The organism is Stenotrophomonas rhizophila (assembly GCF_007667275.1).
Taxonomy (GTDB): Bacteria; Pseudomonadota; Gammaproteobacteria; order Xanthomonadales; family Xanthomonadaceae; genus Stenotrophomonas; species Stenotrophomonas maltophilia_AE.
Genome location: NZ_VDQT01000002.1, coordinates 428,397 through 451,291, shown reverse-complemented (window position 1 = coordinate 451,291; position 22,895 = coordinate 428,397). Strand labels below are relative to the sequence as shown.

Annotated in this window: 23 protein-coding genes; 9 read left to right on the top strand and 14 right to left on the bottom strand. The window is 67.8% G+C overall.

What is annotated here, in order from left to right; translation table 11 throughout:
• Positions 1-4 precede the first annotated feature (4 nt).
• The 6 genes from FSZ13_RS08080 to FSZ13_RS08055 form a co-directional block, all read right to left on the bottom strand.
• Positions 5-490, bottom strand: a complete 486-nt coding sequence (locus FSZ13_RS08080; RefSeq protein WP_145479030.1) for a GNAT family N-acetyltransferase — start codon at positions 488-490, stop codon at positions 5-7.
• 4 nt (positions 491-494) lie between these two features.
• Complete coding sequence (locus tag FSZ13_RS08075; protein ID WP_145479029.1) at positions 495-764, bottom strand: DUF1778 domain-containing protein; 270 nt, start codon at positions 762-764, stop codon at positions 495-497.
• A gap of 179 nt (positions 765-943) precedes the next feature.
• The gene (locus FSZ13_RS08070) at positions 944-2,017 is read right to left on the bottom strand and encodes a 3-deoxy-7-phosphoheptulonate synthase (protein ID WP_145479028.1); all 1,074 of its coding nucleotides are present in this window, start codon (positions 2,015-2,017) and stop codon (positions 944-946) included.
• Between the two features lie 245 nt (positions 2,018-2,262).
• Complete coding sequence (locus FSZ13_RS08065) at positions 2,263-2,871, bottom strand: DUF6445 family protein (RefSeq protein ID WP_145479027.1); 609 nt, start codon at positions 2,869-2,871, stop codon at positions 2,263-2,265.
• A 118-nt stretch (positions 2,872-2,989) separates the two neighbouring features.
• Positions 2,990-4,636: a chaperonin GroEL gene (groL, locus tag FSZ13_RS08060; protein WP_145479026.1), complete on the bottom strand. Its 1,647-nt coding sequence runs from the start codon at positions 4,634-4,636 to the stop codon at positions 2,990-2,992.
• A 96-nt stretch (positions 4,637-4,732) separates the two neighbouring features.
• Positions 4,733-5,020 (bottom strand): co-chaperone GroES, encoded by a 288-nt coding sequence (locus tag FSZ13_RS08055; RefSeq protein WP_145479025.1) that lies wholly within the window; start codon positions 5,018-5,020, stop codon positions 4,733-4,735.
• Between the two features lie 301 nt (positions 5,021-5,321).
• Between FSZ13_RS08055 and FSZ13_RS08050 the strand changes: the two genes are divergently transcribed.
• The 4 genes from FSZ13_RS08050 to FSZ13_RS08035 all read left to right on the top strand — a co-directional run bounded on the left by FSZ13_RS08050 (position 5,322) and on the right by FSZ13_RS08035 (position 10,571).
• On the top strand, positions 5,322-7,112 hold the full coding sequence (locus tag FSZ13_RS08050) for an endonuclease (RefSeq protein ID WP_145479024.1): 1,791 nt from the start codon (positions 5,322-5,324) through the stop codon (positions 7,110-7,112).
• A gap of 146 nt (positions 7,113-7,258) precedes the next feature.
• Entirely contained in the window at positions 7,259-7,597 is a 339-nt protein-coding gene (cutA, locus tag FSZ13_RS08045) for a divalent-cation tolerance protein CutA (RefSeq protein ID WP_145479023.1), read from the top strand.
• Entirely contained in the window at positions 7,597-9,963 is a 2,367-nt protein-coding gene (locus FSZ13_RS08040) for a protein-disulfide reductase DsbD domain-containing protein (RefSeq protein WP_186308875.1), read from the top strand. Before cutA ends, FSZ13_RS08040 begins: the two co-directional genes overlap by 1 nt.
• Positions 9,960-10,571 (top strand): TlpA family protein disulfide reductase, encoded by a 612-nt coding sequence (locus FSZ13_RS08035; protein ID WP_145479021.1) that lies wholly within the window; start codon positions 9,960-9,962, stop codon positions 10,569-10,571. The genes FSZ13_RS08040 and FSZ13_RS08035 overlap by 4 nt, the downstream gene beginning before the upstream one ends.
• A gap of 31 nt (positions 10,572-10,602) precedes the next feature.
• Here the strand turns inward: FSZ13_RS08035 and FSZ13_RS08030 are convergent, their stop codons facing one another.
• The 6 genes from FSZ13_RS08030 to FSZ13_RS08005 all read right to left on the bottom strand — a co-directional run bounded on the left by FSZ13_RS08030 (position 10,603) and on the right by FSZ13_RS08005 (position 17,597).
• Positions 10,603-13,239 carry an excinuclease ABC subunit UvrA gene (locus tag FSZ13_RS08030; RefSeq protein ID WP_145479020.1) on the bottom strand — a complete coding sequence of 879 codons (2,637 nt, stop codon included), beginning with the start codon at positions 13,237-13,239 and terminating at the stop codon, positions 10,603-10,605.
• 65 nt (positions 13,240-13,304) lie between these two features.
• Positions 13,305-14,087 (bottom strand): NAD(P)H-binding protein, encoded by a 783-nt coding sequence (locus tag FSZ13_RS18810; protein WP_145479019.1) that lies wholly within the window; start codon positions 14,085-14,087, stop codon positions 13,305-13,307.
• A 17-nt stretch (positions 14,088-14,104) separates the two neighbouring features.
• Positions 14,105-15,112, bottom strand: coding sequence for a bestrophin family protein (locus FSZ13_RS08020; RefSeq protein WP_145479018.1), 1,008 nt, complete (start codon positions 15,110-15,112; stop codon positions 14,105-14,107).
• A gap of 31 nt (positions 15,113-15,143) precedes the next feature.
• Positions 15,144-15,650 (bottom strand): Ohr family peroxiredoxin, encoded by a 507-nt coding sequence (locus FSZ13_RS08015; protein WP_145479017.1) that lies wholly within the window; start codon positions 15,648-15,650, stop codon positions 15,144-15,146.
• Between the two features lie 24 nt (positions 15,651-15,674).
• Positions 15,675-16,430 carry an SDR family oxidoreductase gene (locus tag FSZ13_RS08010; protein ID WP_145479016.1) on the bottom strand — a complete coding sequence of 252 codons (756 nt, stop codon included), beginning with the start codon at positions 16,428-16,430 and terminating at the stop codon, positions 15,675-15,677.
• A 132-nt stretch (positions 16,431-16,562) separates the two neighbouring features.
• A complete protein-coding gene (locus FSZ13_RS08005; protein ID WP_145479015.1) occupies positions 16,563-17,597 on the bottom strand; it encodes a LysR family transcriptional regulator in 1,035 nt (344 codons plus the stop codon).
• 245 nt (positions 17,598-17,842) lie between these two features.
• Between FSZ13_RS08005 and FSZ13_RS08000 the strand changes: the two genes are divergently transcribed.
• The 4 genes from FSZ13_RS08000 (at position 17,843) to FSZ13_RS07985 (ending at position 20,420) form a co-directional block, all read left to right on the top strand.
• Positions 17,843-18,322: a carboxymuconolactone decarboxylase family protein gene (locus tag FSZ13_RS08000; RefSeq protein ID WP_145479014.1), complete on the top strand. Its 480-nt coding sequence runs from the start codon at positions 17,843-17,845 to the stop codon at positions 18,320-18,322.
• A gap of 11 nt (positions 18,323-18,333) precedes the next feature.
• Positions 18,334-18,741, top strand: a complete 408-nt coding sequence (locus FSZ13_RS07995) for a cupin domain-containing protein (RefSeq protein ID WP_145479013.1) — start codon at positions 18,334-18,336, stop codon at positions 18,739-18,741.
• Between the two features lie 79 nt (positions 18,742-18,820).
• Complete coding sequence (locus tag FSZ13_RS07990) at positions 18,821-19,708, top strand: RNA polymerase sigma-70 factor (protein WP_145479012.1); 888 nt, start codon at positions 18,821-18,823, stop codon at positions 19,706-19,708.
• Between the two features lie 76 nt (positions 19,709-19,784).
• On the top strand, positions 19,785-20,420 hold the full coding sequence (locus FSZ13_RS07985; RefSeq protein WP_145479011.1) for a DNA-3-methyladenine glycosylase: 636 nt from the start codon (positions 19,785-19,787) through the stop codon (positions 20,418-20,420).
• 17 nt (positions 20,421-20,437) lie between these two features.
• Here FSZ13_RS07985 and FSZ13_RS07980 read toward each other — a convergent pair whose 3' ends face one another.
• Both FSZ13_RS07980 and FSZ13_RS07975 read right to left on the bottom strand, forming a co-directional pair.
• The gene (locus FSZ13_RS07980) at positions 20,438-21,070 is read right to left on the bottom strand and encodes a M23 family metallopeptidase (RefSeq protein WP_145479010.1); all 633 of its coding nucleotides are present in this window, start codon (positions 21,068-21,070) and stop codon (positions 20,438-20,440) included.
• 60 nt (positions 21,071-21,130) lie between these two features.
• A complete protein-coding gene (locus FSZ13_RS07975) occupies positions 21,131-22,288 on the bottom strand; it encodes a DUF1254 domain-containing protein (protein ID WP_260844120.1) in 1,158 nt (385 codons plus the stop codon).
• Between the two features lie 194 nt (positions 22,289-22,482).
• Here FSZ13_RS07975 and FSZ13_RS07970 point away from each other — a divergent pair, with 194 nt between their 5' ends.
• A complete protein-coding gene (locus FSZ13_RS07970) occupies positions 22,483-22,869 on the top strand; it encodes a response regulator (RefSeq protein WP_145479009.1) in 387 nt (128 codons plus the stop codon).
• The last annotated feature ends 26 nt before the right edge of the window (positions 22,870-22,895 follow it).

Below are 22,895 nucleotides of genomic sequence, written 5' to 3'. Positions count from 1 at the left end.
AGACTCAACTGCCCATCGACAGGGGCAGCATCACCGTCATGGGATGGGCAGGCGAAACGACGAACCCGTGTTTCAGGTAGAACGTCCTCGCAGATGCGTCGATGGCGTGGCAGAGCAATGCACGCGCCCCGACCTGGTCCCACGCCTGCAAGGCGCGCAGCACCGCGTCCTTCAGCAATCCCTTGCCGATGCCTTGTGCCGTCCAGTCCGCATGCACCGCCAGACGCCCCAGGACGATGACCGGGATGGGATCGGGCATGTTGCGGCGAAGTCGGCCGGGGGCCGCTTCATGCGTCATCGAACCGGCTGACAACGCGTAGTAGCCGATCACGCGATGGTGCTCGTTGCAGGCGACGAAGCATCGTGATGCGCCGGATGCCTGGTTGGCATGCGCGCGTTCACGCAACCATTTTTCCAGGGCCGGCGCGCTGCAGCGGAAGTCATCGACCGACAGACCGGCGTGCAGCGGAACGGGCGCGGCAAGACGCAAGGACTTACCGCTCCCAGGGTGCGGGCGTGCTCAACAGGCGGCGCAGCGCTGCGTTTTCTTCCAGCGGTGAATCCAGCAGCGCGTTGAAGCGCTGCAACTGCTCTGCGTCCAGCGCGAACCGGGTCTGGTCCGCCAGCACTTCGCGGGCCTTGTCGCAGGCCGCATCGAGGATGAATTCCGTGCGGTTGACCCCGCTGATCTCCACGGCGCGATCGATCAGGTCCTGCTTGTCGGCCGGCGCCCTGAAATTGATGACTTTGCTGGCGGTTCCCATGGGGAGCACTCGCACGGTAGTGGGTTGTGCATACATTGTACATACACTCCTGGTGGATTCAACGAAGGAGTGAAGTCTGGCGCGCGACAATCAAGGCATCCAATTGATTTATTTGAATAAGTTCCGGAATACCTTAGACAGTGCCTGTCGCTGGGCCGGCGTGCGACCGGCCCAGCAGCTCAGGCGGCTTCCGCCACACGACGCGCGCGCCGCGCACGTACCGCCTCGGCCAGCGACTCGAGCACGGCGAGCGAACTGTCCCAGCCGATGCAGCCATCGGTGATGCTCTGCCCGTAGACCAGCGGCTGGCCTTCCACCAGGTCCTGGCGGCCGGCAACGAGGTGGCTTTCCACCATCACACCCACGATCCGCTCTTCACCCGCAGCCAGCTGCGCGTTGATGTCGGCGATCACCAGGGGCTGGTTTTCGGGGTTCTTGCTGCTGTTGGCGTGGCTGGCGTCGATCATCAACCGCGCGGGCAATTTCGCCTTGGCCAGGGTCTGGCTGGCCGCATCCACGCTGGGCGCGTCGAAGTTGGGTACCTTGCCGCCGCGCAGGATGACGTGGCAGTCCGGGTTGCCGGCGGTGGCGACGATGGCCGTATCGCCCTGCTTGGTCACCGACAGGAAGTGGTGCGGGTTGGACGCCGCGCCCACTGCATCGGCGGCGATCTTGATGTTGCCGTCGGTGCCATTCTTGAACCCGACCGGGCACGACAGCCCCGATGCCAGTTCGCGGTGCACCTGGCTTTCGGTGGTGCGCGCACCAATCGCGCCCCAGGCCACGAGGTCGGCGATGTACTGCGGCGAGATCACGTCCAGGAACTCCACGCCGGCCGGCAGGCCAAGCTTGTTGATGTCGCGCAGCAGGCCGCGGGCGATGCGCAGGCCCTTGTTGATCTGGAAGCTGCCGTCCAGGTCCGGGTCGTTGATCAGCCCCTTCCAGCCGACCGTGGTGCGCGGCTTTTCGAAGTACACGCGCATGATGATCTCCAGCTCGCCAGCGTAAGCGTCGCGCAGCGGTTTCAGGCGCTGCGCGTATTCGATCGCGGCCACCGGGTCATGGATCGAGCACGGCCCGATCACCACCGCCAGGCGGTCGTCGCGACCATGCAGGATCTCGTGCAGTGCTGCGCGCGAGGCGGAGACCGTGGCGGACGCTTGATCGTCGCAGGGCAGCATGGCCAGCAACTGGGCCGGCGGCGTCAACGGTTCGATCTTGCGGATGCGGAGGTCGTCGGTGTGGGGGGGCATGGGGGAAAACTCCTTTGGAATGGGGGTCCCCAGCGCGGCGGCAACAAAAAAGCCGCCAGGTGCGCTGGCGGCTTTCGGGAATGCGTCTGAAGGTTTCTTCAGGGTGAGCGCATGCCTTCCTCCGCCGGTGGCTTCGGAAAGTAATACCAAAAGTAGGCATTGGCGGGGCGTGCGTTCATTGAGGCTATTGATATCACAGGGTCTGGGGACTGCCAACTGTTTCATTCGCAACTGCGGCGACGCGCTCAGGCCACTTCGAAGAACATCAGGTACACCAGCCGCCCGTTTTCCATGCGATCACCGAAGGCTGGACCCGCGGTGTGCCAGAGCCACGGCCGCAGCAGCACCAGGCGGTTGAAACGCATCGGAACCCGCATGGTCATCTCCCACTGCGCTTCGTCGGCGCTGTCGCGCTCGATGATGTCGCGATGCATGGACGCGCGGTCGGCGTAGCCATGCCGGGCCAGCTCGGCAGCATCGAGTGCCAGGCGTTCGGTGCCGGTGCGGCGGTGGCGGAAGAACTCCGTGCCGCCCTGGCAGTCTTCGTCCGCGCTCAGGTAAAGGATGCCCGACCAGTGCGAGCGGTCGACGTGCACCCCGGCGCGCCCCACGTCACTGGCCAGGGTGATGCGGAACTTGCCGTGCGAATGCAGCGGCGATATCGGCCGCAGCGGTTCGTTGACCAGCCGCGACGCCGCTTCGGAAAGGCCGTCGATCTCCAGGCGCTCGACCGAATTGCGCCCGGGAAATGCGCCGTCCTGTTCCGGGTAGGTCAATCGCAATGCGGCATCGCGCAGGCCGCGCGCGTCGGCGGGTGCAAGGAAGTCGTCCACGACGATCAGGGAGGTAGGCATGCGCTGAGCCTAGCGGCAGGCCGTCCACCGGGCAACAAAAAACCCCGCCTCGCGGCGGGGTTTTTCCGGGATGCGTACCGACCTCGAGGGTCGGTACCGGCCGGTGCAGCGACGGACCTTAGAAGTCCATGCCGCCCATGCCACCCATGCCGCCCATGCCACCGCCGCCCATGGCCGGCTCGTCCTTCTTCGGCGCTTCAGCCACCATCGCTTCGGTGGTGATCATCAGGCCGGCGATGGAGGCCGCGTTCTGCAGGGCCGAACGGGTCACCTTGGTCGGGTCCAGGATGCCGAACTCCAGCATGTCGCCGAACTCGCCGTTGGCGGCGTTGTAGCCGTAGCTACCGGTGCCTTCCTTGACCTTGTTCACGATCACGGACGGCTCTTCGCCGGCATTGGCGACGATTTCACGCAGCGGCGCTTCCATCGCGCGCAGGGCGATCTGGATGCCGTGGTTCTGGTCTTCGTTGGCGCCCTTCAGGCCAGCCAGCGCGGTGACCGCACGGACCAGGGCAACGCCGCCGCCCGGCACCACGCCTTCTTCGACCGCTGCACGGGTAGCGTGCAGGGCGTCGTCGACGCGGTCCTTCTTTTCCTTCATTTCGATTTCGGTCGAGGCACCGACCTTGATCACGGCAACACCGCCGGCCAGCTTGGCCACGCGTTCCTGCAGCTTTTCACGGTCGTAGTCGGACGAGGTGTCTTCGATCTGGGTCTTGATGCGGGCCACGCGCGATTCCACGGCTGCCTTGTCGCCCAGGCCGTCGATGATCGTGGTGTTTTCCTTGGAAACCTGCACCTTCTTGGCGCGGCCCAGGTCGTTGATGGTGGCCTTCTCCAGCGACAGGCCGATCTCTTCGGAGATCACGGTGCCACCGGTCAGCACGGCCATGTCTTCCAGCATCGCCTTGCGACGGTCACCGAAGCCCGGGGCCTTGACCGCCACGACCTTGACGATGCCACGGATGGTGTTGACCACCAGGGTGGCCAGCGCTTCGCCTTCGACTTCCTCGGCCACGATCAGCAGCGGCTTGCCGGCCTTGGCGACGCCTTCCAGCACCGGCAGCAGGTCGCGCACGTTGGAGATCTTCTTGTCGTGCAGCAGGATGTACGGGTCATCCAGGTCGGCGGTCTGCGACTGCTGGTTGTTGATGAAGTACGGGGACAGGTAGCCGCGGTCGAACTGCATGCCCTTGACCACGTCCAGCTCGTTTTCCAGGCCCGAGCCTTCTTCAACGGTGATCACGCCTTCCTTGCCGACTTCCTTCATCGCTTCGGCGATGATGTTGCCGATCGACTCGTCCGAGTTGGCCGAGATCGTGCCGACCTGGGCAATGGCCTTGTCGTCAGCGGTGGGCTTGGAGATGTTCTTCAGCTCGGCGACGGCCGCCACGACGGCCTTGTCGATACCGCGCTTGAGGTCCATCGGGTTCATGCCGGCGGCGACGGCCTTGGCGCCTTCGCGGATCAGGGCCTGGGCCAGCACGGTGGCGGTGGTGGTGCCGTCGCCGGCGTCGTCGTTGGTACGCGAGGCGACTTCCTTCACCATCTGCGCGCCCATGTTCTCGAACTTGTCGGACAGTTCGATTTCCTTGGCGACGGACACGCCGTCCTTGGTGATGGTCGGGGCGCCGAAGCTCTTCTCGAGCACGACGTTGCGGCCCTTCGGGCCCAGGGTGGCCTTGACGGCATTGGCGAGAACGTTGACGCCGCGCACCATGCGCGAACGGGCGTCTTCACCGAAACGAATTTCCTTGGCAGCCATTGCGATTACCTTTTCTGTAGAGCCACGCCATGCGTGGCTGAATCAATAGGGGATGAGTAGAGCCGGGCCGGGCCCGGCTGAACGAGCGACGCCGTCTCAGCCGATGATGGCGAGGATGTCGTCTTCGCGCAGGACCTTGTATTCCACGCCTTCGCTCTTGTAGCTGCTGCCGGCGTACTGGCCGTAGATGACCTTGTCACCGACCTTCAGCGACGGCTGGCGCACGTTGCCGTTGTCCAGCGGCTTGCCCGGGCCCACGGCCACGACTTCACCCTTGGTCGACTTTTCCTTGGCCGAGTCCGGAATGACGATGCCGCCGGCGGAAATTTCGTCGGCTTCGATCGGCTTGACCACAACGCGGTCGTGAAGCGGCTTGATGCTCATGTGGGACCTCTTAAGTTATTGATTGGTCTGAAAAATTCCGGCGATGTTAGCACTCACGCAGGGTGACTGCCAGCATCGCTCGCGAAAAAACCCGCAGTGCGGGACAGGGCAGAGATGGTGGCCTGCCCCGCCCTTTCAAGGGGGTAGCCGGAAATTCCCATCCATGCCGGGTAGCGGAGGCGTCTTTGGCCGAAATCTTGACGCCCGTCTCAGTGTGGCGTGTCCAACCGGACATATCGATAGATGTGTCATATGGATTAGCTAGATTTGCTCGGCAAAACCCAATCACAAGGAGACGTAGATGCGGTTGCTCACACCACTGTCCCTGGGGTGCCTGCTGGCGCTGGCGGTCAGCCCGGCCCGGGCTGACGTATTCATCAATGAACTGCATTACGACGACAGCACCCCGGCCGGGGACGTCGGCGAAGCAATCGAAGTGGTCGCCACCGGCGGCGAAGACCTCGCCGGCTATACGCTCTACCTGTACAACGGCAGCACGCCGTCGGCCGCCACGGTGTATGCCAGCAACCCGGTGCCGGCCGGCACCGCGGCCGGCTGCGGCAGCGCCCGCATCGCCACGGTCACCTACCCCACCAATGGCCTGCAGAACGGCGCCAACGACGGCATCGCGCTGGTCGATGGCAGCGGCAAGGTGGTCCAGTTCATCAGTTACGAAGGCACCGTCACCGCCGCCGCGGGCCCGGCCGCCGGACTGACCAGCCAGAACATCCCGGTCAGCGAAACCAACAGCACCGCGCCTGGCACCTCGCTGCAGCTCACCGGCAGCGGCAGCCAGTACGCCCACTTCACCTGGGCCGCATCCGCCGCGCAGACCTTCGGCGCCTGCAACCACGGCCAGACCTTCAGCGGCAGCGGTGGCGGCACCGGACCGAACACGCCGCCCTCGGTGCGCACCACCACCCCGGAGCAGGGCGCCACCACGTTCCCGGCCGCGGCCGACCTGGCGGTGACCTTCAGCGAGAACGTCACCGCCAGCAGCGGTGCCTTCGTGCTCAGCTGCGGCCAGTCCGGCAGCGTGCCGCTGACCCATGCCGGCAGCGGCACCACCTTCACCCTGTCCACCAACACCGCGCTGGTCGCCGGCGAGGCCTGCCGGTTCGACATCCGTGCGGCCCGGATCAAGGACGCGCAGGGCGCCCGCCCGGCCGCCGACACCCGCATCGCGTTCAACGTGGCCGCCGCCGGTGGCGGCGATCCGGGTCCCGACCCGGACCCGGGGAGTTACTACTCGAAGGTGAACACCTCCAGCCCCAGCCAGCTGCGCTGCTCGCTGCACGCCACCATCAAGGGCCACACCGCCTACCCCTACAGCGGCTCCGGCACCAGCACCTGGACCATCCTGGAGATCGCCGACGAGGATCCCAACAACAGCGGCAGGATCCTGGACGCCTACCGCAACCGCAGCTACGCCAAGGTCAGCGACCGCGCGGGCACCGGCAGCGGCCTGACCTACAACCGCGAGCACACCTGGCCGAACTCGCTGGGCTTTGCCAGCACCACCGGCGACAAGGGCCTGCCGTATGCGCCCTACACCGATACGCACATGCTGTATTTGTCCGACACCCAGTGGAACGCCGACCGGGGCAACAAGCCGTTCGCGAAATGCGACGCCAGCTGCGGCGAGCGCGCCACCGAAAACAACAACGGCCAGGGCGGTGGCAGCGGTGGGTACCCGGGCAACTCGAACTGGGTACGCAGCCCGGACGGCAATACCGGCACCTTCGAAGTGTGGGGCCAGCGCAAGGGCGACATGGCGCGTGCGGTGATGTACATGGCGATCCGTTATGAGGGCGGCAAGGATGCGGCCACGGGGCAGTCCGAACCGGACCTGGAGCTGACCGACGACCGCAGCCGGATCGTCAAGACCTCGTCCTCGCCGGCCTACATGGGCCTGCTCTCCACGCTGATCGACTGGCACCTGGCCGACCCGCCGAGTGCGGCCGAAAAGGCCCGGAACGAGGTGGTTTTCAGCTTCCAGGGGAATCGCAACCCGTTCATCGACCACCCGGAATGGGCCACCCCGGCGCTGTTCACGTCGGCCAAGCCGGCGACCTGCGAGTTGGCGAACTGAGGGATCCCGGGGTCCGGCCAACGGCCGGGGCTACGGTCATCCGGGGCGCCGGCCACCCGCCGGCGCCACCGGGGTTCGCGCCATCCGGCCGGTTTCCATCGGAACCGGCCGGCATCGACAGTCTGCGATCTCTATACTCGGCGGTCATGTCGACCCCCGATTCCGTATTCATGCTTTTCACCACCTGCCCCGACACCGCCACCGCCGCGCGGCTGGCGCAGGCGCTGGTGGAAGAACGCCTGGCCGCGTGCGTGACGCGGCTGGACGGGGCGCACTCGACCTATCGCTGGCAGGGCGAGGTCACCGAAGACCACGAGGTCCAACTGGTGATCAAGACCACCGGCAGCCGCCTGGATGCGGCCATCGCCCGCGTGCAGGTGCTGCACCCGTATGAACTCCCCGAGTGCATCGCGGTCGAAACCCGCGCTGGCCTGCCGGCCTACCTGGATTGGATTCGGGCCCAGACCCGAGAGGAAAACGATTGATGACGCTGTCTGGTCGCTTTGCCGCGCTGTGCGCGCTGTTCGTGGTGTCCCTGCCGGCGCTTGCCGTCAGCGAAAAAGACCTGCTGCCGGTGGATGAGGCCTTTGCCCTGAGCGCACAGGCACGCGACCGCGACACACTCCAGATCAGCTGGAAGATCGCACCAGGCTATTACCTCTATCGCCACCGCACCACGGTCAAGACCGACGCTGCGTTCAGCGCGCAGGCGCTGCAGATGCCGGCGGGCGAAAAACACCACGACGATTTCTTCGGCGAGGTGGAAACCTATCGCGAGCGCCTGGTGGCGGTACTGCCCGGCAAGGCCGCCGACGATGCCGGTACGGTCACCCTGGAAGTGCGTTACCAGGGCTGCGCCGATGCGGGCGTGTGCTATCCCCCGCAGAAGCGCAGCCTGCAGGTGAAACTGCCCGGCGGCGGTGCGGGCGGCGAGAGCGCGGTCACCCCCGCCTTCGGCGGCGCGGCGACGTCGCCCTTTACCGCCCCGCTGTCCGGTGCAGACGCCGGCGCCGGCCTGCGCCTGCCCGGCGCTGCCAACACGGCGTCGCTGCCGCTGCCGTCCGAGCGTGCGTTCGGCTTCGAGGCCATCGTCGGCGACGGCAACACGCTGCTGCTGCGCTTCAGCCCGGCGCGCGGCTACTACCTGTACCGCGACCGCACCTCGCTGAAGCTGGAAGGCGCGCCCGGCATCCATGCCGACACGCCGCGCTGGCCAACGGCCAAGGCGCATCGGGATGAACACTTCGGCGATGTGTCGGTGTACTTCGACCAGACCGACGTCAAACTGCCATTGCGCCGCAGCGTGGCCGATGCCACCGATGCCACGCTGGTGATCACCTTCCAGGGCTGCCAGACCGACGGCATCTGCTATCCGCCGATGACCCGCCGGGTGAAGCTGGCGCTGCCGGCCGGCAAGATCAACGCGAGCGCCGACGATGCAGCCCGGCGCAGTGACGTGATCGCGCCGCTGGTGTCCCGCGAGAAGCGCGCGCAGGCGCGCGACGCCTCGGGTATCGCCACCCAGCCGATGCTGATCCGCCCGAACGAGCCGGGCATGGACACGGCGCAGGCCGCTGCGCCCGACGCCAGCGGCGACAACGCGCAGCGCACCCGTCCGCCGGGCAGCAGCGGCGCGGCGCCGACTACCCTGGTCGCGGCGCTGCTGCTGGCGCTGGCCGGCGGCCTGGTGCTCAACCTGATGCCGTGCGTGCTGCCGATCCTGTCGCTGAAGGTGCTGGGCGTGGCACAGAGCGGGGAAAGCCGGCAGCGTGCGCGCAGCCATGCCCTCTGGTACACCGCCGGCGTGCTGGTGGCTTTTGCGGCGATCGGTGCGCTGGTGCTGGCGCTGCGTGCGGCCGGCCAGGCCGCCGGGTGGGGGTTCCAACTGCAGCACCCGTGGTTCATCGCCGCGCTGGTGTACCTGATGTTCACCGTCGGCCTGAGCCTGTCGGGTGTGTTCACCCTGGGCGGCAGCCTGGGCGGCGTGGGCCAGTCGCTGGCCTCGCGCAGCGGGCCGGTCGGCGATTTCTTCACCGGCGTTCTCGCCTGCGTGGTGGCCAGTCCGTGCGTGGCACCGTTCATGGGCGCGCCGTTGGCCTATGCGTTCACCGCGCCTGCGCTGCCGGCGATGCTGGTGTTCCTGGTGCTGGGCCTGGGCTTGGCGTTGCCGTTCCTGTTGATCGGCTTCGTGCCGTCGCTGGCCAGTCGCCTGCCGCGACCGGGTGCCTGGATGGAAACGCTGAAGCAGGTGCTGGCGTTCCCGATGTACGGCACCGCCCTGTGGCTGCTGTGGGTGCTGGGCAAGCAGCGCGGCGTGGACGCGATGGCGCTGGTGCTCGCCGGGCTGGTGGTGGTGGGCCTGGCGCTGTGGTGGTTCGAGCGCAGCCGCTGGCGCAGCCACCGGGTCAGCGCGGCATTGGCCCTGGTGCTGCTGCTGGGTGCGCTGGTACCGGTGTGGGCGGTGACCCGCATCGACGCGCCGGGCAAGGTGGCAGTGGCCAGCGCCGACAACGTGGTCGCCTACTCGCCGCAGATGCTCGACCGCCTGCGCCAGGACAACCGGGTGGTTTTCGTCAACATGACCGCCGACTGGTGCGTGACCTGCAAGGCCAACGAGCGCGCGGTGCTCGGAACCCATGCCTTCGAGGAAACGCTGCGTCGTACCAACGCGGTGTACATGCGCGGCGATTACACCAACGTCGATGAGGAAATCACGGCGTTCCTGGACGAGCACAAGGCGGTGGGCGTGCCGCTGTACGTGGTGTATGGCCCGGGCGCGCCGCCCACCGTGCTGCCGACCGTGCTGACCCAGGCGCTGGTCGAGGAAGCGCTGCTGCGCACCGCGCGATGAGCACGTCGCCGCCCCGCACCTCGCTGATGGTTGTGGCGGCGGTCGCTGCGGTGCTGGGCATGGGGACGGGCGCGTATTACTTCACACGCGCGCCGGAGACGACGCGCTTTGCCGCCGTGGACCGCCCTGCCGCGGTGCCGGCCAGACCGGGCGATGCGATGCCGGCGATCATCCTGCCGGACGTGGATGGCACGCCGGTGGATTTCGCCGGCTTCGCGGGCCGCCCGTTGCTGATCAACGTGTGGGCCAGCTGGTGCGGGCCGTGCGTGGAAGAGATGCCCATGCTGGCCACGTTTGCCGCTGCACAGCCTGCCGATGGCGTGCAGGTGGTGGGCTTGGCCATCGATACGCCGGACGGCGTACGCGATTTTCTTGACCGCGTGCCGGTGACCTACCCTATCGTGATCGAGCAGCCTGCGCCGGATGACGCCAGCGTGCGCTTGGGCAACGCCCAGGGTCTGCTGCCATTCACGGTGCTGGTGGGTGCGGAGGGGAAGATCGTCAAGCAGAAGCTGGGGCCCTTCGCAGACGGGGAGGTCGAACGGTGGGTGGGAAGTACCGACCAACGGTCGGTACCTACCGCCGGGGCGCCGGCGACTACCCGGTAGGTGCCCACCGTTGGTGGGTACGGATGCCCACTCAGGCGAAAAACCGCCGCAGGTAGCCCGCTGTCCTGCCGGCTTTCGACCGGCTTACCTGCGCTGGCGTTCCTTCGGCCACGATCTGCCCGCCCTGCTCGCCGGCGCCCGGGCCGACGTCGATCACCCAGTCCGCATCGGCCACCACGCGCAGGTCGTGCTCGACCACCACCACCGTGTTCCCGGCATCGACCAGCCCGTGCAGCTGCGCCATCAGCTTGTCCACGTCGGCCGGGTGCAGGCCGGTGGTCGGTTCATCCAGCACGTACAGGGTGGTGCCGTGCTGGCTGCGCTGCAGTTCGGTGGCCAGCTTGATGCGCTGCGCTTCGCCGCCCGACAGCTCGGTGGCCGGCTGCCCCAGCCGCAGGTAACCCAGGCCGATGTCGCGCAGCAGCTGCAGCGGCCGCTGCACCACCGCTTCATCGGCGAAGAACGCCAACGCTTCCTCCACTGTCATGGCCAGCACCTGCGCGATGTTGCGGCCGCTCCATTCCACCTCCAGCGTCTTCGCGTTGTAGCGCTGGCCGTGGCAGGTCGGGCATGGCGCGTACACGCTGGGCATGAACAGCAGCTCCACGTGTACGAAGCCCTCGCCTTCGCAGGTTTCGCAGCGTCCCTGGGCGACGTTGAAGGAGAAGCGGCTGGCGCTGTAGCGACGCGCCTTGGCCATGCGCGTGCCGGCAAACAGTTTGCGCACGTGGTCGAACAAGCCGGTATAGGTGGCCAGGTTCGAACGCGGCGTGCGTCCGATCGGCTTCTGGTCCACGTTGACCAATCGTGTGATCCGGGTGTGTCCCGCATGCAGCCGGCCACGCGTGCGTTCGATCCGGCTCGGCTGCGGCAGCTCATCGTCGCTGTCCGGGACGTCCGGCTCATGGCCAAGGTGCTCGCCGACCAGTTCCACCAGTGCCTGGCTGACCAGGCTGGACTTGCCCGATCCGGAGACGCCGGTCACTGCGCAGAACGCGCCCAGAGGGAAACGCGCATCCAGCCCATGCAGGTTGTTGCGGTGGATGCCGCGCAGTTCCAGCCAGCCGGCGGGCGTGCGCGGGCTGCGCGTGGCACGGTCATGGCTGCCGAACAGGTAGGGCGCCGTGGCCGAGGCCGTGATTGCGCGCAATCCCTGCGGCGGGCCGCTGTACAGCACCTGCCCGCCGTGCTGGCCGGCACCCGGACCGACATCCACCAGCCAGTCGGCCCGGCGCAGCATGCCCAGGTCGTGTTCCACCACGAACAGCGTGTTGCCGCCGGCCTTCAGCTGGTCCAGCGCCTGGTACAGCGCTTCGCCGTCGGCCGGGTGCAGCCCGGCAGTGGGTTCGTCCAGCACATAGACCACGCCGAACAGGCTGGAGCGGATCTGCGTGGCCAAGCGCAGCCGCTGCAGCTCCCCCGGTGACAGCGTGGGGGTGGCGCGGTCCATCGACAGGTATCCCAGGCCCAGCGCTTCCAGCGTGCCGATGCGCTCCACCAGGTCGTGGGCGATGCGTTGGGCGGCAATGCGCTTCTCCTCGGACAGGTCCGGGGTCCGGCGCACGTCGCTGCTGCCGCCGTGCAGCAGCCCGCCCTTGGCCACGCGCTGCTGCTCGGCCTTGCGGCCTGCGGCACGGCTGCGTGCGGCGCCGCGGGCGGGCGCATCGAAGCGACCCTCCGCGGCCGGTCGCAGCACGTCGGCCATGGCGGCCAACGACAACTGCGAGAGCGCGCCGATGTCCATGCCCGCGAAGGTGACCGACAACGAGGCCCGCTTGAGTCGCTTGCCATCGCAGACCGGGCACACCGTGCCGACCATGTAGCGCGCCACGCGCTTCTTCATCATCGCGCTCTGGGTGGTGGCGAAGGTATGCAGTACGTAGCGGCGCGCACCGCTGAAGGTGCCCATGTAAGCGGGCTCTTCCTTGCGGCGCACCGCGGCACGGGTTTCGGCAGGGGTGAATCCGGGGTAGACCGGCGCCACCGGCTGCTCTTCGGTGAACAGGATCCAGTCGCGCTGCTTCTTCGGCAGGTCGCGCCAGGGAATGTCGACGTCATAGCCCAGCGTCACCAGGATGTCGCGCTGGTTCTGCCCATGCCAGGCCGGCGGCCAGGCGGCAATGGCGCGTTCGCGGATGCTCAGCGAGGGATCGGGCACCATCGACTGCTCGGTGACTTCATACACATGGCCGAGGCCGTGGCAGTTCGGGCAGGCCCCCTGCGGGGTGTTCGGCGAGAAATCCTCGGCGTACAGCATCGGCTGCCTGGCCGGGTAGGTGCCGGCACGCGAGTACAGCATGCGCAGCAGGCTGGACAGCGTGGTCACGCTGCCCACGCTGGAACGCACGCTGGCCGTGCCGCGCTGCTGCTGCAGGGCCACCGCCGGCGGCAGGCCTTCGATGGCATCCACGTCCGGCACGCCGACCTGGTCGATCAGGCGGCGCGCATACGGCGACAGGGATTCCAGGTAGCGGCGCTGCGCTTCGGCGTACAAGGTGCCGAAGGCAAGCGACGATTTCCCTGAACCGGAAATGCCGCAGAACACCACCAGCGCGTCGCGCGGGATGTCCACGTCGACGTTCCTGAGGTTGTGCTCGCGGGCGCCGCGGACGCGGACAAACGCATCCGGCGCGGCAGTGGTCGAAAGGGTGTTTTTTCTGCGGCTCATCCGCCGAGCATACCCACGGCGACCGGAAGACGGCGTCGCGACTGCCAACGGCCGGCGCTACCGGCTCAGGGGGGCGGCAGGTTCACCGCGGGCAGGAGCCCGCGCACATGCGCGGCCAGCCAGTCGGCGAAGCGGGTGGAACCCAGCAGCGCGCCAGGCTCCGGCGTCAGCGTGGTGTCCTTGAGCAGCGCACCGTAATAGCGGGCATCCGGATCGGCCACGACCGGGCGATCGTCCTGGTTGAAGTACATCACCCACTCCACCAGCTCGAACAGGCGGTGGCTTTCGGGGCCGGCGATTTCCACCATGCGCCGGCCCGGTGCCGTGGTGGCCACCTGCGCGACCAGGGACGCCAGGTCGTCAGCGGCCACCGGCTGCACCTTGGCCGGCGACAGGTGCAACGCCTGGCGCGCGACCTGCGGCGCCACCAGCTGGGCCATGAACTCATGGCACTGGGTGGCGCGGACCAGCGTGGAGCGAAGCCCCGACTGCCGGATCAAGCCCTCCTGCACCGCCTTGGCGCGGAAGTAGGGGCTTTCCTGCAGGTACGGCGTGCCGACAATGGACAGCGCCACCAGGTGCTGCACCCCTTCGCGTTCGCAGGCAGCCAGCAGCCGGGTGGTGGCGCGCTGGAAGAAATCGCCCACCACGGGGTCATCGAAGCGGGGCGCATTGGAAGCGTCCACCACCACGTGGGCGCCCGCCAGCACCGCTGCCAGGCCCTGCCCGGTCAGCACGTCCACGCCGCTGCGCCGCGACGCCGCAACCGCGTCGTGGCCCTGCGCTGCGAGCACGTCCACTACCCGGCTGCCGATCAGCCCGTGCCCGCCAATGACGACGATCTTCATATGCCTGTTCCTTGGGGTTACAGCACGATGGGACTGGCCGGTTCCTGCTGCTCGGGAACATCGCGTTCGTCCAGCAGCTGGCGCAGGTCGCGTTCGATGGTGCCGCACAGCTGCGAGATCGGGATGTCGTTGGCGCCGCCCTCGAACGGATTGGCACTGCTCTCGCCGACCTGGTCCAGCGCGGCGTACATCCACGACACCAGGACACTGAGCGGAATGGCCAACCACACCATGTGCCCGGCCATGGCGCCGCCCACGGTGTCGTTCATCGGTGCCAGCAGGTCGATCATGCCCAGCGGCAGCAGCAGGCACAGGATGCGCACGAAGATCACGTTGATCACCGCGTACTGGCGCGGATAGGGATAGTTCTTGAGTCGTTCGCTACGTGCCTGCTGCTCGTGCAGGTCGCGCAGTGCGCGCTGCAGTTCGGCGAAACTGGCCGGCGGAAGCAGCCCGTCGTCCAGCAGCGCGCGCAGTGCCTCGCCCTGCAGCGACAGCACTTCGGTGGCCTTGCTGGACACCCCCAGGATGCGCGAGCGCTCTTCGGGGCTGACGTACTTGATCAGCTCGACATCCAGCGTACGTACCTTCTCCGGCACCTGGTAATGCTTCCGGTACTCCACGTTCGGCAGCTGCTGCTGCGTTTCCCAGGGCCGGCTCTCGCGCATCTGGTAGCGCAACGCGGTCAGCCAGCCCAGGTGCCGGTACACCAGCCGACGGGTCTGCCCCGGATGGCCGACATGGTCGCGGCACATCGTGCCCCACGCCCGACTGGCCGCAGTGATCGATGCCCAGACCTGCTGCGCCTCCCACAAGCGGTTGTAGGTCTGGGTGTTCTTGAACCCGGCGATCAGCGCCACGCTGGTGCCGAGCATGAAGATCACGTTCCACGGCACCGCCAGCCAGTGCAGCCCGCCCAGCTGGTACAGCGCCACCAGGGTCACGTCGAGCAGGATCAGCGCGTACAGCGGACGGCGCGTCCACAACAGGAATTCGGTGAAGGAGTAGGAGCGTCCGGCGTGCATGATGGGTTTCTCCAGCGAGGGGGTGCGCCCTTCATGGCGCTTCGGTGGGCACTACGCTCACCACGTGGGTGATGCCGTTGCGGAACATCTTTGCGTAAGGGCATACGCGCTCTGTATTGCGTACCAGCTCGGCGGCGACGCCGCTTTCCAGGCCCGGCAGGTAGGCCTCCACCTCCGCCGACAGCAGGTACAGCCCGTCGATCGGATCGCGCGAGAACGTCACCGAGACCTCGATGCAGGCATCCACCAGGGCCAGCCCGGCGCGACTGGCCAGCAGGTTCATCGCGCCGTGGAAACAGGCCGCGTAACCGGCCGCCAGCAGCTGCTCGGGGTTGCTGCCGCCACCGGGCCCGCCCAGCGACGGTGGCAGGCGGAGATCCAGCTGCAGCGCGCCATCGTCGGACGTCACCACGCCCGACCCACGTCCGTGCCCGGTCTCGCCGCCCCTCACCCGCACCCGCCCGGTGTAGAGCGGACGCACCTCATCGCCCCGGTACTTGTCGAGAACGGCCGGCGAAGGCGGCTTCAGGTCGGACATGGCAGCTCCACGCGATACGGAAGGTCAGTGCGCCTGGACGAGCCCGGACTGCTGCAGCCAGGCGTCGAAGCCCTGCCGACCCAGCCACGCGCTGCCGGTCGGCACCAGTGTGTCGGGCTGGAGCTGCGCACCGAAATACGGCGCCTGTGCATCGCCAACCACGCGGCGCGGGTCGTGGGTGCGGTCCAGGAAGCGCTGCGCCAGTTCGTCCATCGGTGCGCGCTCGGGGCCGGCGATTTCCACCACGCCGTTCACCGCGGGCTGCTGCGCCACGCGCGCCACTGCCTCGGCGACGTCGTCGGCGGAAATCGGCTGCACCAGCGCCGTGGGCAGCCGCAGCGCGTCGCCGGCGGACTGGATGATGCCCGGCAGGAACTCGAAGAACTGGGTGGAGTGGATGATGGTGTAGGCGATGCCCGCCTCGCGGATCAGTGCCTCCTGCGCGATCTTGCCGCGGAAGTAGCCGCTGGCGGCGAGCTTGTCGGTACCCACCACAGACAGCGCCACGTGGTGCTGCACGCCGGCCTTGGCTTCGGCGGCGAGGATGTTGCGGCCCGCGGTCTGGAAGAACGCCAGCACGGCCGTGTCCTCGAATGACGGCGAGTTGGCCAGGTCGATCACCACCTGGGTGCCGGCCATGGCCGCGTCCAGGCCCTCGCCGCTGATGATGTCGATGCCGGTGGAAGGCGCGGCGATGACGATCTCATGCCCTGCCGCGCGCAGGCGGTCGACCACTTTGCTGCCGATGCGGCCGGTGCCGCCGATGACCAGGAACTTCATGGGGGATGCTCCACTGCTGGAAAGGGACGCCCGGCGATGGCCAGGGCATGGAAGGATGCTAGGCAGGCCGCGCCCACCGCAGTAGGTCCGCGCATGGACGCGCACTGTTGCCGGCCGGGAACCAATCGCAGTTCATCGCCATGCCCCGGCGTCGATGTCGCGTGCCGGGGCAGCACCCTGCTGCACCGATTCCCAGTGGGTCACCACGTCCAGGTCCAGCGCGCGCACCTCCGCAGTGATGAAGTCGATGAAGGCCCGGATGCGCTTGGGCAGCTGGCGGCGGCTCAGATAGCACAGGTAGTGGCCACGATCATCGGCGGCGTAACGGTCCAGGCAGCTCACCGCCAGGCCCGCGTCCAGCGCGGCACGTACCTGGTAGTTCGGCAGCTGCGCCACGCCCTGGCCCTGCAGCACCGCCTGCAACGCGAGGTCGGCATCGTTGAACACCAGCGCCGAGGCCGGTTCCACGCGCAATGGCTGGCCGTCCACGCGGAACTCCCACGGCTGCAGGCGACCGTTGGACTGCCGCTGGCTGATGCAGGTATGCGCGGCCAGCTCGGCGACGCTGCCGGGAATGCCGTGCTGCTGCACGTAGGCCGGTGCCGCACAGACCAGCAGCTGCATCGGGATCAGGTGCTTGGCGATCACCTCGCTGTCTTCCAGCACGCCATCGCGGAAGGCGACGTCGATGCGGTCGGCGGCCAGGTCCAGCGCGCGCTCTTCCAGTTGCAGCTCCAGGGTGACCTCGGGGAACAGCGCACGGAACTGCGACAGCAGCGGTGCGATCACCTTGCGGCCAAATCCCGGGTTCGCGCTGACCCGCAGGTGCCCACGGGGCGGCCCGTCGCGCAGGTCGCGCATCTCCTCCAGCGCCTGCAGGATCCGGTCCACGCCGGGGCGGCAGCCGTCATGGAACAGTTCGCCTTCGCGGGTCAGCGAAGTCGACCGCGTGGTGCGCAGGAACAGGCGCACGCCAAGCTGGCCCTCCAGTTTCTGCACGCTGCGACTCACCGCCGAGCGGCCGATGCCCAGACGGTCGGCCGCGCGCGAGAAGCTGCCTTCATGGGCGACTGCGATGAAGGCCATCACACCGGCGTAGCTGGCTGAAAAGCCGGTGGTCAGGGGGTCGGCACTTTCGTCTACGGTGCCTGGTTCGGTCAGGGACATGCGGGTGGCACTCCAGGAGGGCGCGCAGCGTCGCGCGGGCAGGCGTGGGCGGCATCGGCATCGGGGGCATTCGCAGTGCTCATGCCAGTCAGACGGACCAGCGCGATGTGCTGTGACAGCCCCGCCCCGGCTGGATTGGTGCATTGCGCTCAACACCGTGCGTCCGCTGCCCCGGCTACCGGCACGGTCGCTGCGGGCCTAGCCTGCAGCCTCGAATCCGTTCCCCTCTCCCCAGGAGTACTCCCATGACCGAGCGTCTCGACTACCAGAAGCAGGCCCCCGCGCTGTTCAAGAAGCTGCTGGACTACAGCATGGCCGCGCACGCCACCACGATCGAAGAACAGATCCAGGACCTGATCGCGATCCGTGCTTCGCAGCTCAATGGCTGCGGCTTCTGCGTGGACATGCACATCAAGCAGGCCACGATCCACGGCGAACGTCCGCTTCGGCTGCACCACGTTGCGGTGTGGCGCGAGTCCACCCTGTTCAGTCCGCGCGAGCGGGCGGCGCTGGCGTGGACCGAAGTACTTACCCAGCTGCCGGCGCAGGGGGTTTCCGATGAGCTGTACGAGCGCGTGCGCGGCCAGCTTTCCGAACAGGAAGTACTCGACCTGACCCACGCGGTGATGGGCATCAATGCCTGGAACCGCATCAACATCGCCTTCCGCAGCGAGCCGGGCTCGCGCGACAAGGCCTGGGGCCTGGACAAGGCCGGCCTCGACTGAAGGAGACGCCCATGCGCACCCTGATCTGCTCCCTGCTGCTGGCTGCGACCAGCGCTGCCGCCCTGGCCGCACCCTCCCCTCCCGCCGCCCCCGAGCCGGTGGTGACTGCGGTGATGACCACGCCCCTGCCCGAGTATCCGGGCAAGGAAGCCCTGATCCTGACCGTGGAGTACCCGCCCGGCGGGGCCGACCCGGTGCACCGCCACGACGCGCATGGGTTCGTGTACGTGCTGCAGGGCCACATCGTGATGGGCGTGGCCGGCGGCCGCGAGGTCACCCTGGGTCCCGGCGAGGCCTTCCATGAGGGCCCCGCCGACCTCCACACCGTCGGTCGCAACGCCAGCAGCACCGAACCGGCGCGGTTCGTGGTGTTCCTGATCAAGGACGCCGACAAGCCTGCCGTGCTGCCCCCGCATTGAGTTGGGCGTCGGACGCCGCAGGCACGGTGCTTCTCTCCCGGCACTGTTCCTGCGGCGTACGCTCGTGTTGAATGCCGCGATGGAAACACTCCCCGACCTGTTCACCTCCTTGCGCCCGCGCGTGCTGGGCGTGGCCTACCGCATGCTGGGTTCGATGGCCGAAGCCGAAGACGTGGCGCAGGAAGTCTGGCTGCGCTGGCACGGCACCGACCGCAGTGCGATCGCCAATGCCGAGGCCTGGCTGGTGGCCACCACCACCCGCATCGCCATCGACGAACTGCGCATGGCGCGTCGCAGCCGCGAGCACTACGTGGGCATCTGGCTGCCCGAGCCGGTACCGACCGAGGATGCGGACACGCCCGAACGCCTGCATGAGGCCGCCAGCGACCTGTCGGTCGCGTTCCTGGCGGTGCTGGAACGGCTGGCGCCGGAAGCCCGCGCCGCGTTCCTGCTGCACGATGTGTTCGACCGCGATTACCCCGAAATCGCCCGCATCCTCGACAAGAGCGAGGCCGCCTGCCGCCAGATCGTGCACCGCGCACGCAGCCGTCTGCGCGAAGAGCGCCCGCTGCAGGTCGTGCCGCACCGGACCCACCAGCAGCTGCTGCAGGCCTTCGCCGACGCACTGGACAAGGCCGACCTGAAGTCGATGGTGGCGCTGATGGACAGTTCGGCGCAGCTGATCGGCGACGGTGGCGGCATCGTCAGCAGTTTCCCCAAGCCGATGCTCGGCGGTGCGCGCATCGCCCAGCTGCTGTTCGCGCCCACGCTACGCCGCCGCGCCGAGCTGCGCATGGTGCCGGCGTTCTTCAACGGCCGCATGGGGCTGCTGCGTTACTTCGGCGACCACCTCGAATCGGCGATGTCCTTCGACACCGATGGCGAGCGCATCACCCAGATCCTGGTCCAGCGCAACCCCCACAAACTGGTGCGGATCGTGGCCCGGCAGCCGTTGTCGCTGCGCTGAGCGACAGCGCCGCCCGGCTTGATGCCACGATGACGACCGTCGGTGCATGGTGCAGGTAGTCCCACCGGAACCAGCCATGCCCGTATCCGCCTCCCCGCACGCACCGCTGCCGCCGTCGCTCTGGCGTACCCTGCAGCGTGCGTTCTACCGTCGCCACCCTGCCGAGGTGGCACCGGAACTGCTGAACAAGCTGCTGGTGCGCGACGATGGGCGTGCCGGCCGGATCGTGGAAGTGGAAGCCTATGCCGGCGACCAGGACCCGGCCGCGCACTCGTTTCGTGGCATGACCGCACGCACCGCCAGCATGTTTGGCGAGTGTGGGCACCTGTATGTGTACTTCACCTACGGCATGCACTGGGGCAGCAATGCCGTGTGCGGCGAGGTCGGCCAGGGCTGGGGCGTACTGTTGAGGGCGCTGGAACCCGTGCATGGCATGGCGCTCATCCGCGAAGCGCGCCCGGCCATCCAGCGCGATCGCGAGCTGGCCAGCGGGCCGGGGCGACTCTCGCAGGCGATGGGCATCACCAAAGCGCTGGATGGCGCCGACCTGGTGAAGAATGATCGCGGCATCCGCATCGTGTCCGACGGCATGCCGCCACCCGACGATCCGGTGGCCGGGCCCCGCATCGGCATCAGCCGCGCCGTGGAATTTCCGTGGCGCTGGCACGTGCGTGGGCATGCGCATGTGTCCGGCCGGCGGTCGAAGGCGTAACGACCAACGGTCGTTACCTACCGGGGTAGCGCACGACCGTTGGTCGTGCGGTGCGCCTTCAGCAGCGGCAGCGGATCGTAGGCGCCATCGGCACCGTAGATCCCCCAGTGCAGGTGCGGCGGCGTGCCGGCCGCATTACCACTGTCACCGACGTAGCCCAGCACGGTGCCTTCACTGACCACCTCGCCTTCGCTCAGGCCATCGCGCCAGTCGTCCAGGTGCGCGTAGTAGTAGCGTTCGCGCGCCGGTCCCACCACCCAGACCTGGCGCCCGCCCAGCCCGCTGTCGCGCACCGCGACGACCACTCCCGGTCCGACGCTGCGGACCGGCGTGCCGCGCCTGGCGAAGATATCCACGCCGGCGTGGGTGCGGTCGCGGCCGCGCGGCGCACCGAAGGTATCGGCAATCCGCCGCGCTGCTACGCCTTCCACCGGCACCGGCAGCGACGACGGCGCTGGCATGCGCGACAGTTCCCACATCGCGCGTGGCGCCTTCAGCCATTCGCCATTCCACAGGGCCAGCGCCACAATTCCCAGCAACAGCGGAAGCAGCAGCCAGGCCAGCCACCGGCGCAGGGCGAACGCCGGGGAACGCGGGCCTGCATGGGTGGCAGGTGCACTATCGTTGTCGGGCGGAGGCGTTGGGTTCATGCCCCATAGCATCGCAGACCGCGCGTGGATGTCGCGCGGTCAAGGCGCGGCGTTCCGCGCTCACTGCACCGGCACGGCCTCCGGGAATGTCCAGCGCCCGTCCAGGAGTTCTGCCCGCGGCCGGTACAGCCGCACCATGTAATTCCAGCCCGGCATGGTGGGCAGGCAGTTGGGCACCTGGCCGTCGCAGCCTCCGAACTGGATGTCGATCGATCCGTCGGCGCCCTTCTTCGCGGTAAGGTTGTTCAACGTATAGGCGTTCTGCGGATTCTTTTCGTAGTAGCCCTGCGCGTTGTACAGGCTCACCGACCAGAATCCATCCACGGGCACGTCGGCCACGTGCAGCCGGTACACGGTCCTGCCATCGTTCCTTTCGGGCACCACGTTGAGGTACAGCGCATCCTTGTCGGGATTGCCGCCCCACGCCGAGGCGGCCCCTATCACGCGTCGCACGGGGTCGACGGTGTCGCGGGTACCGAACATGTGCCGCGTATCGGGCAGGGTGGATGCCAGGGTCAGCAGCGCTGCGCGCACCTTGTCCTGGCTCACCGTGTCCCATCTGGGTACGTCGAAGCTGCCCGGCGCAGCCTGCTGGATCCTGATCGCATCCTGCAGCGCGTGCACCTTGGCCACGTCCTCGGGGTTGGAGGGATCCACCAGCGTTCGAAGGGCGACCACCACGTAGCGGGTGCCATCCTTGCCCCGGCTGAGCGTGTAGGCGCCGGGCGTGTAGTTCACTTGGGTGGTGTACTGGTCCTCGTCGATGACCTGCATGGACATGAAGCGGTCCCCGGCATCGGGGAGGGTGATGGTGACCGGGCCGGCATCGAGGTCGAACACCGCGCTGGAGTACAACGTGTCGCGGTTCAACCGGACCACGGTCTGGCTGTCGATCGATGCCGGCTCGCGGTGGTGGAAAAGCTTGCCCAGCCCCTGTTCTTTCACAAGAGCGCCGAGATAGCGATCGGATTCGGCGCGTACGAAGTTGTCGGCGGTCACCGGCACGCTTCCCGGCTCGGCAGCGCGGTCGGGTTCGGCAGCAGCCACCGCCGGGGGCGGCGTCGCCGTTGCAGCCGGCGCGGCCGCGGGTGCGGCGCGGGCGGCGTCCGCGGCGGGCGTGGCCTCTGGTTCCCGTCGGCAGCCGACACACGCCAGCGCGATCACCAGGGCGGTCAGCGGCAGGGCGACGCGGGAACTACGCAGGACGTCGTTGCTCACGGCAGGTCTCCAACGCGGAAAGCTGGAGCCTAGCAATGGTCCGATGCGCCCAACACCGTACTTCTACTGCGGTTTCAACCGCATTGTCCGCAAGGTCGTCGACGGCCGGCGATGAAGATGGCGACTAGAGGGCTTTCCGCCGCGTTGACACCCGCAGGGAGACCATGGCTGCATCTTCGGTTCGCGTGTGATCCATGAGCAGGTTGGCGTCATCCCGTACAAACAAGGTCATCCTGGTGGTGGAGGATGAAATCGAGCTGTCGAGGCTTTTCATCGAAGTCCTGAGCGGCGCCGGCTACACAGTGGTTCCGGCCTACTCGGTTACCGACGCATTGTTTGCCATCGCGGACCAGCCGTTCGATGCGGCGATCCTGGATGTCGAACTTCGCGACGGCGCCGTGTTCCCGGTGGCTGACCGCCTGGCTCGCCTGGGTACGCCCTTTCTGTTCGCGTCCGCTGTCTACCTCCAGGCAGTGCCCGCCGCCCACAGGTCGGTACCGTTCGTTGGCAAGCCGTTCGAGATCGACAACCTGCTGGCCCACGTGGAACGCGCTCTCGACGTCGGGCGCAAGGCCAGTTAGACAGCACCGACGCGCCACTAGACGAC

Coding starts and splice junctions, on each gene's coding strand:
- FSZ13_RS08075 (WP_145479029.1), bottom strand. CDS start 764: ATGGGAACCGCCAGCAAAGTCATCAATTTCAGGGCGCCGGCCGACAAG.
- FSZ13_RS08070 (WP_145479028.1), bottom strand. CDS start 2,017: ATGCCCCCCCACACCGACGACCTCCGCATCCGCAAGATCGAACCGTTG.
- FSZ13_RS08065 (WP_145479027.1), bottom strand. CDS start 2,871: ATGCCTACCTCCCTGATCGTCGTGGACGACTTCCTTGCACCCGCCGAC.
- groL (WP_145479026.1), bottom strand. CDS start 4,636: ATGGCTGCCAAGGAAATTCGTTTCGGTGAAGACGCCCGTTCGCGCATG.
- FSZ13_RS08055 (WP_145479025.1), bottom strand. CDS start 5,020: ATGAGCATCAAGCCGCTTCACGACCGCGTTGTGGTCAAGCCGATCGAA.
- FSZ13_RS08050 (WP_145479024.1), top strand. CDS start 5,322: ATGCGGTTGCTCACACCACTGTCCCTGGGGTGCCTGCTGGCGCTGGCG.
- cutA (WP_145479023.1), top strand. CDS start 7,259: ATGTCGACCCCCGATTCCGTATTCATGCTTTTCACCACCTGCCCCGAC.
- FSZ13_RS08040 (WP_186308875.1), top strand. CDS start 7,597: ATGACGCTGTCTGGTCGCTTTGCCGCGCTGTGCGCGCTGTTCGTGGTG.
- FSZ13_RS08035 (WP_145479021.1), top strand. CDS start 9,960: ATGAGCACGTCGCCGCCCCGCACCTCGCTGATGGTTGTGGCGGCGGTC.
- FSZ13_RS08030 (WP_145479020.1), bottom strand. CDS start 13,239: ATGAGCCGCAGAAAAAACACCCTTTCGACCACTGCCGCGCCGGATGCG.
- FSZ13_RS18810 (WP_145479019.1), bottom strand. CDS start 14,087: ATGAAGATCGTCGTCATTGGCGGGCACGGGCTGATCGGCAGCCGGGTA.
- FSZ13_RS08020 (WP_145479018.1), bottom strand. CDS start 15,112: ATGCACGCCGGACGCTCCTACTCCTTCACCGAATTCCTGTTGTGGACG.
- FSZ13_RS08015 (WP_145479017.1), bottom strand. CDS start 15,650: ATGTCCGACCTGAAGCCGCCTTCGCCGGCCGTTCTCGACAAGTACCGG.
- FSZ13_RS08010 (WP_145479016.1), bottom strand. CDS start 16,430: ATGAAGTTCCTGGTCATCGGCGGCACCGGCCGCATCGGCAGCAAAGTG.
- FSZ13_RS08005 (WP_145479015.1), bottom strand. CDS start 17,597: ATGTCCCTGACCGAACCAGGCACCGTAGACGAAAGTGCCGACCCCCTG.
- FSZ13_RS08000 (WP_145479014.1), top strand. CDS start 17,843: ATGACCGAGCGTCTCGACTACCAGAAGCAGGCCCCCGCGCTGTTCAAG.
- FSZ13_RS07995 (WP_145479013.1), top strand. CDS start 18,334: ATGCGCACCCTGATCTGCTCCCTGCTGCTGGCTGCGACCAGCGCTGCC.
- FSZ13_RS07990 (WP_145479012.1), top strand. CDS start 18,821: ATGGAAACACTCCCCGACCTGTTCACCTCCTTGCGCCCGCGCGTGCTG.
- FSZ13_RS07985 (WP_145479011.1), top strand. CDS start 19,785: ATGCCCGTATCCGCCTCCCCGCACGCACCGCTGCCGCCGTCGCTCTGG.
- FSZ13_RS07980 (WP_145479010.1), bottom strand. CDS start 21,070: ATGAACCCAACGCCTCCGCCCGACAACGATAGTGCACCTGCCACCCAT.
- FSZ13_RS07970 (WP_145479009.1), top strand. CDS start 22,483: ATGAGCAGGTTGGCGTCATCCCGTACAAACAAGGTCATCCTGGTGGTG.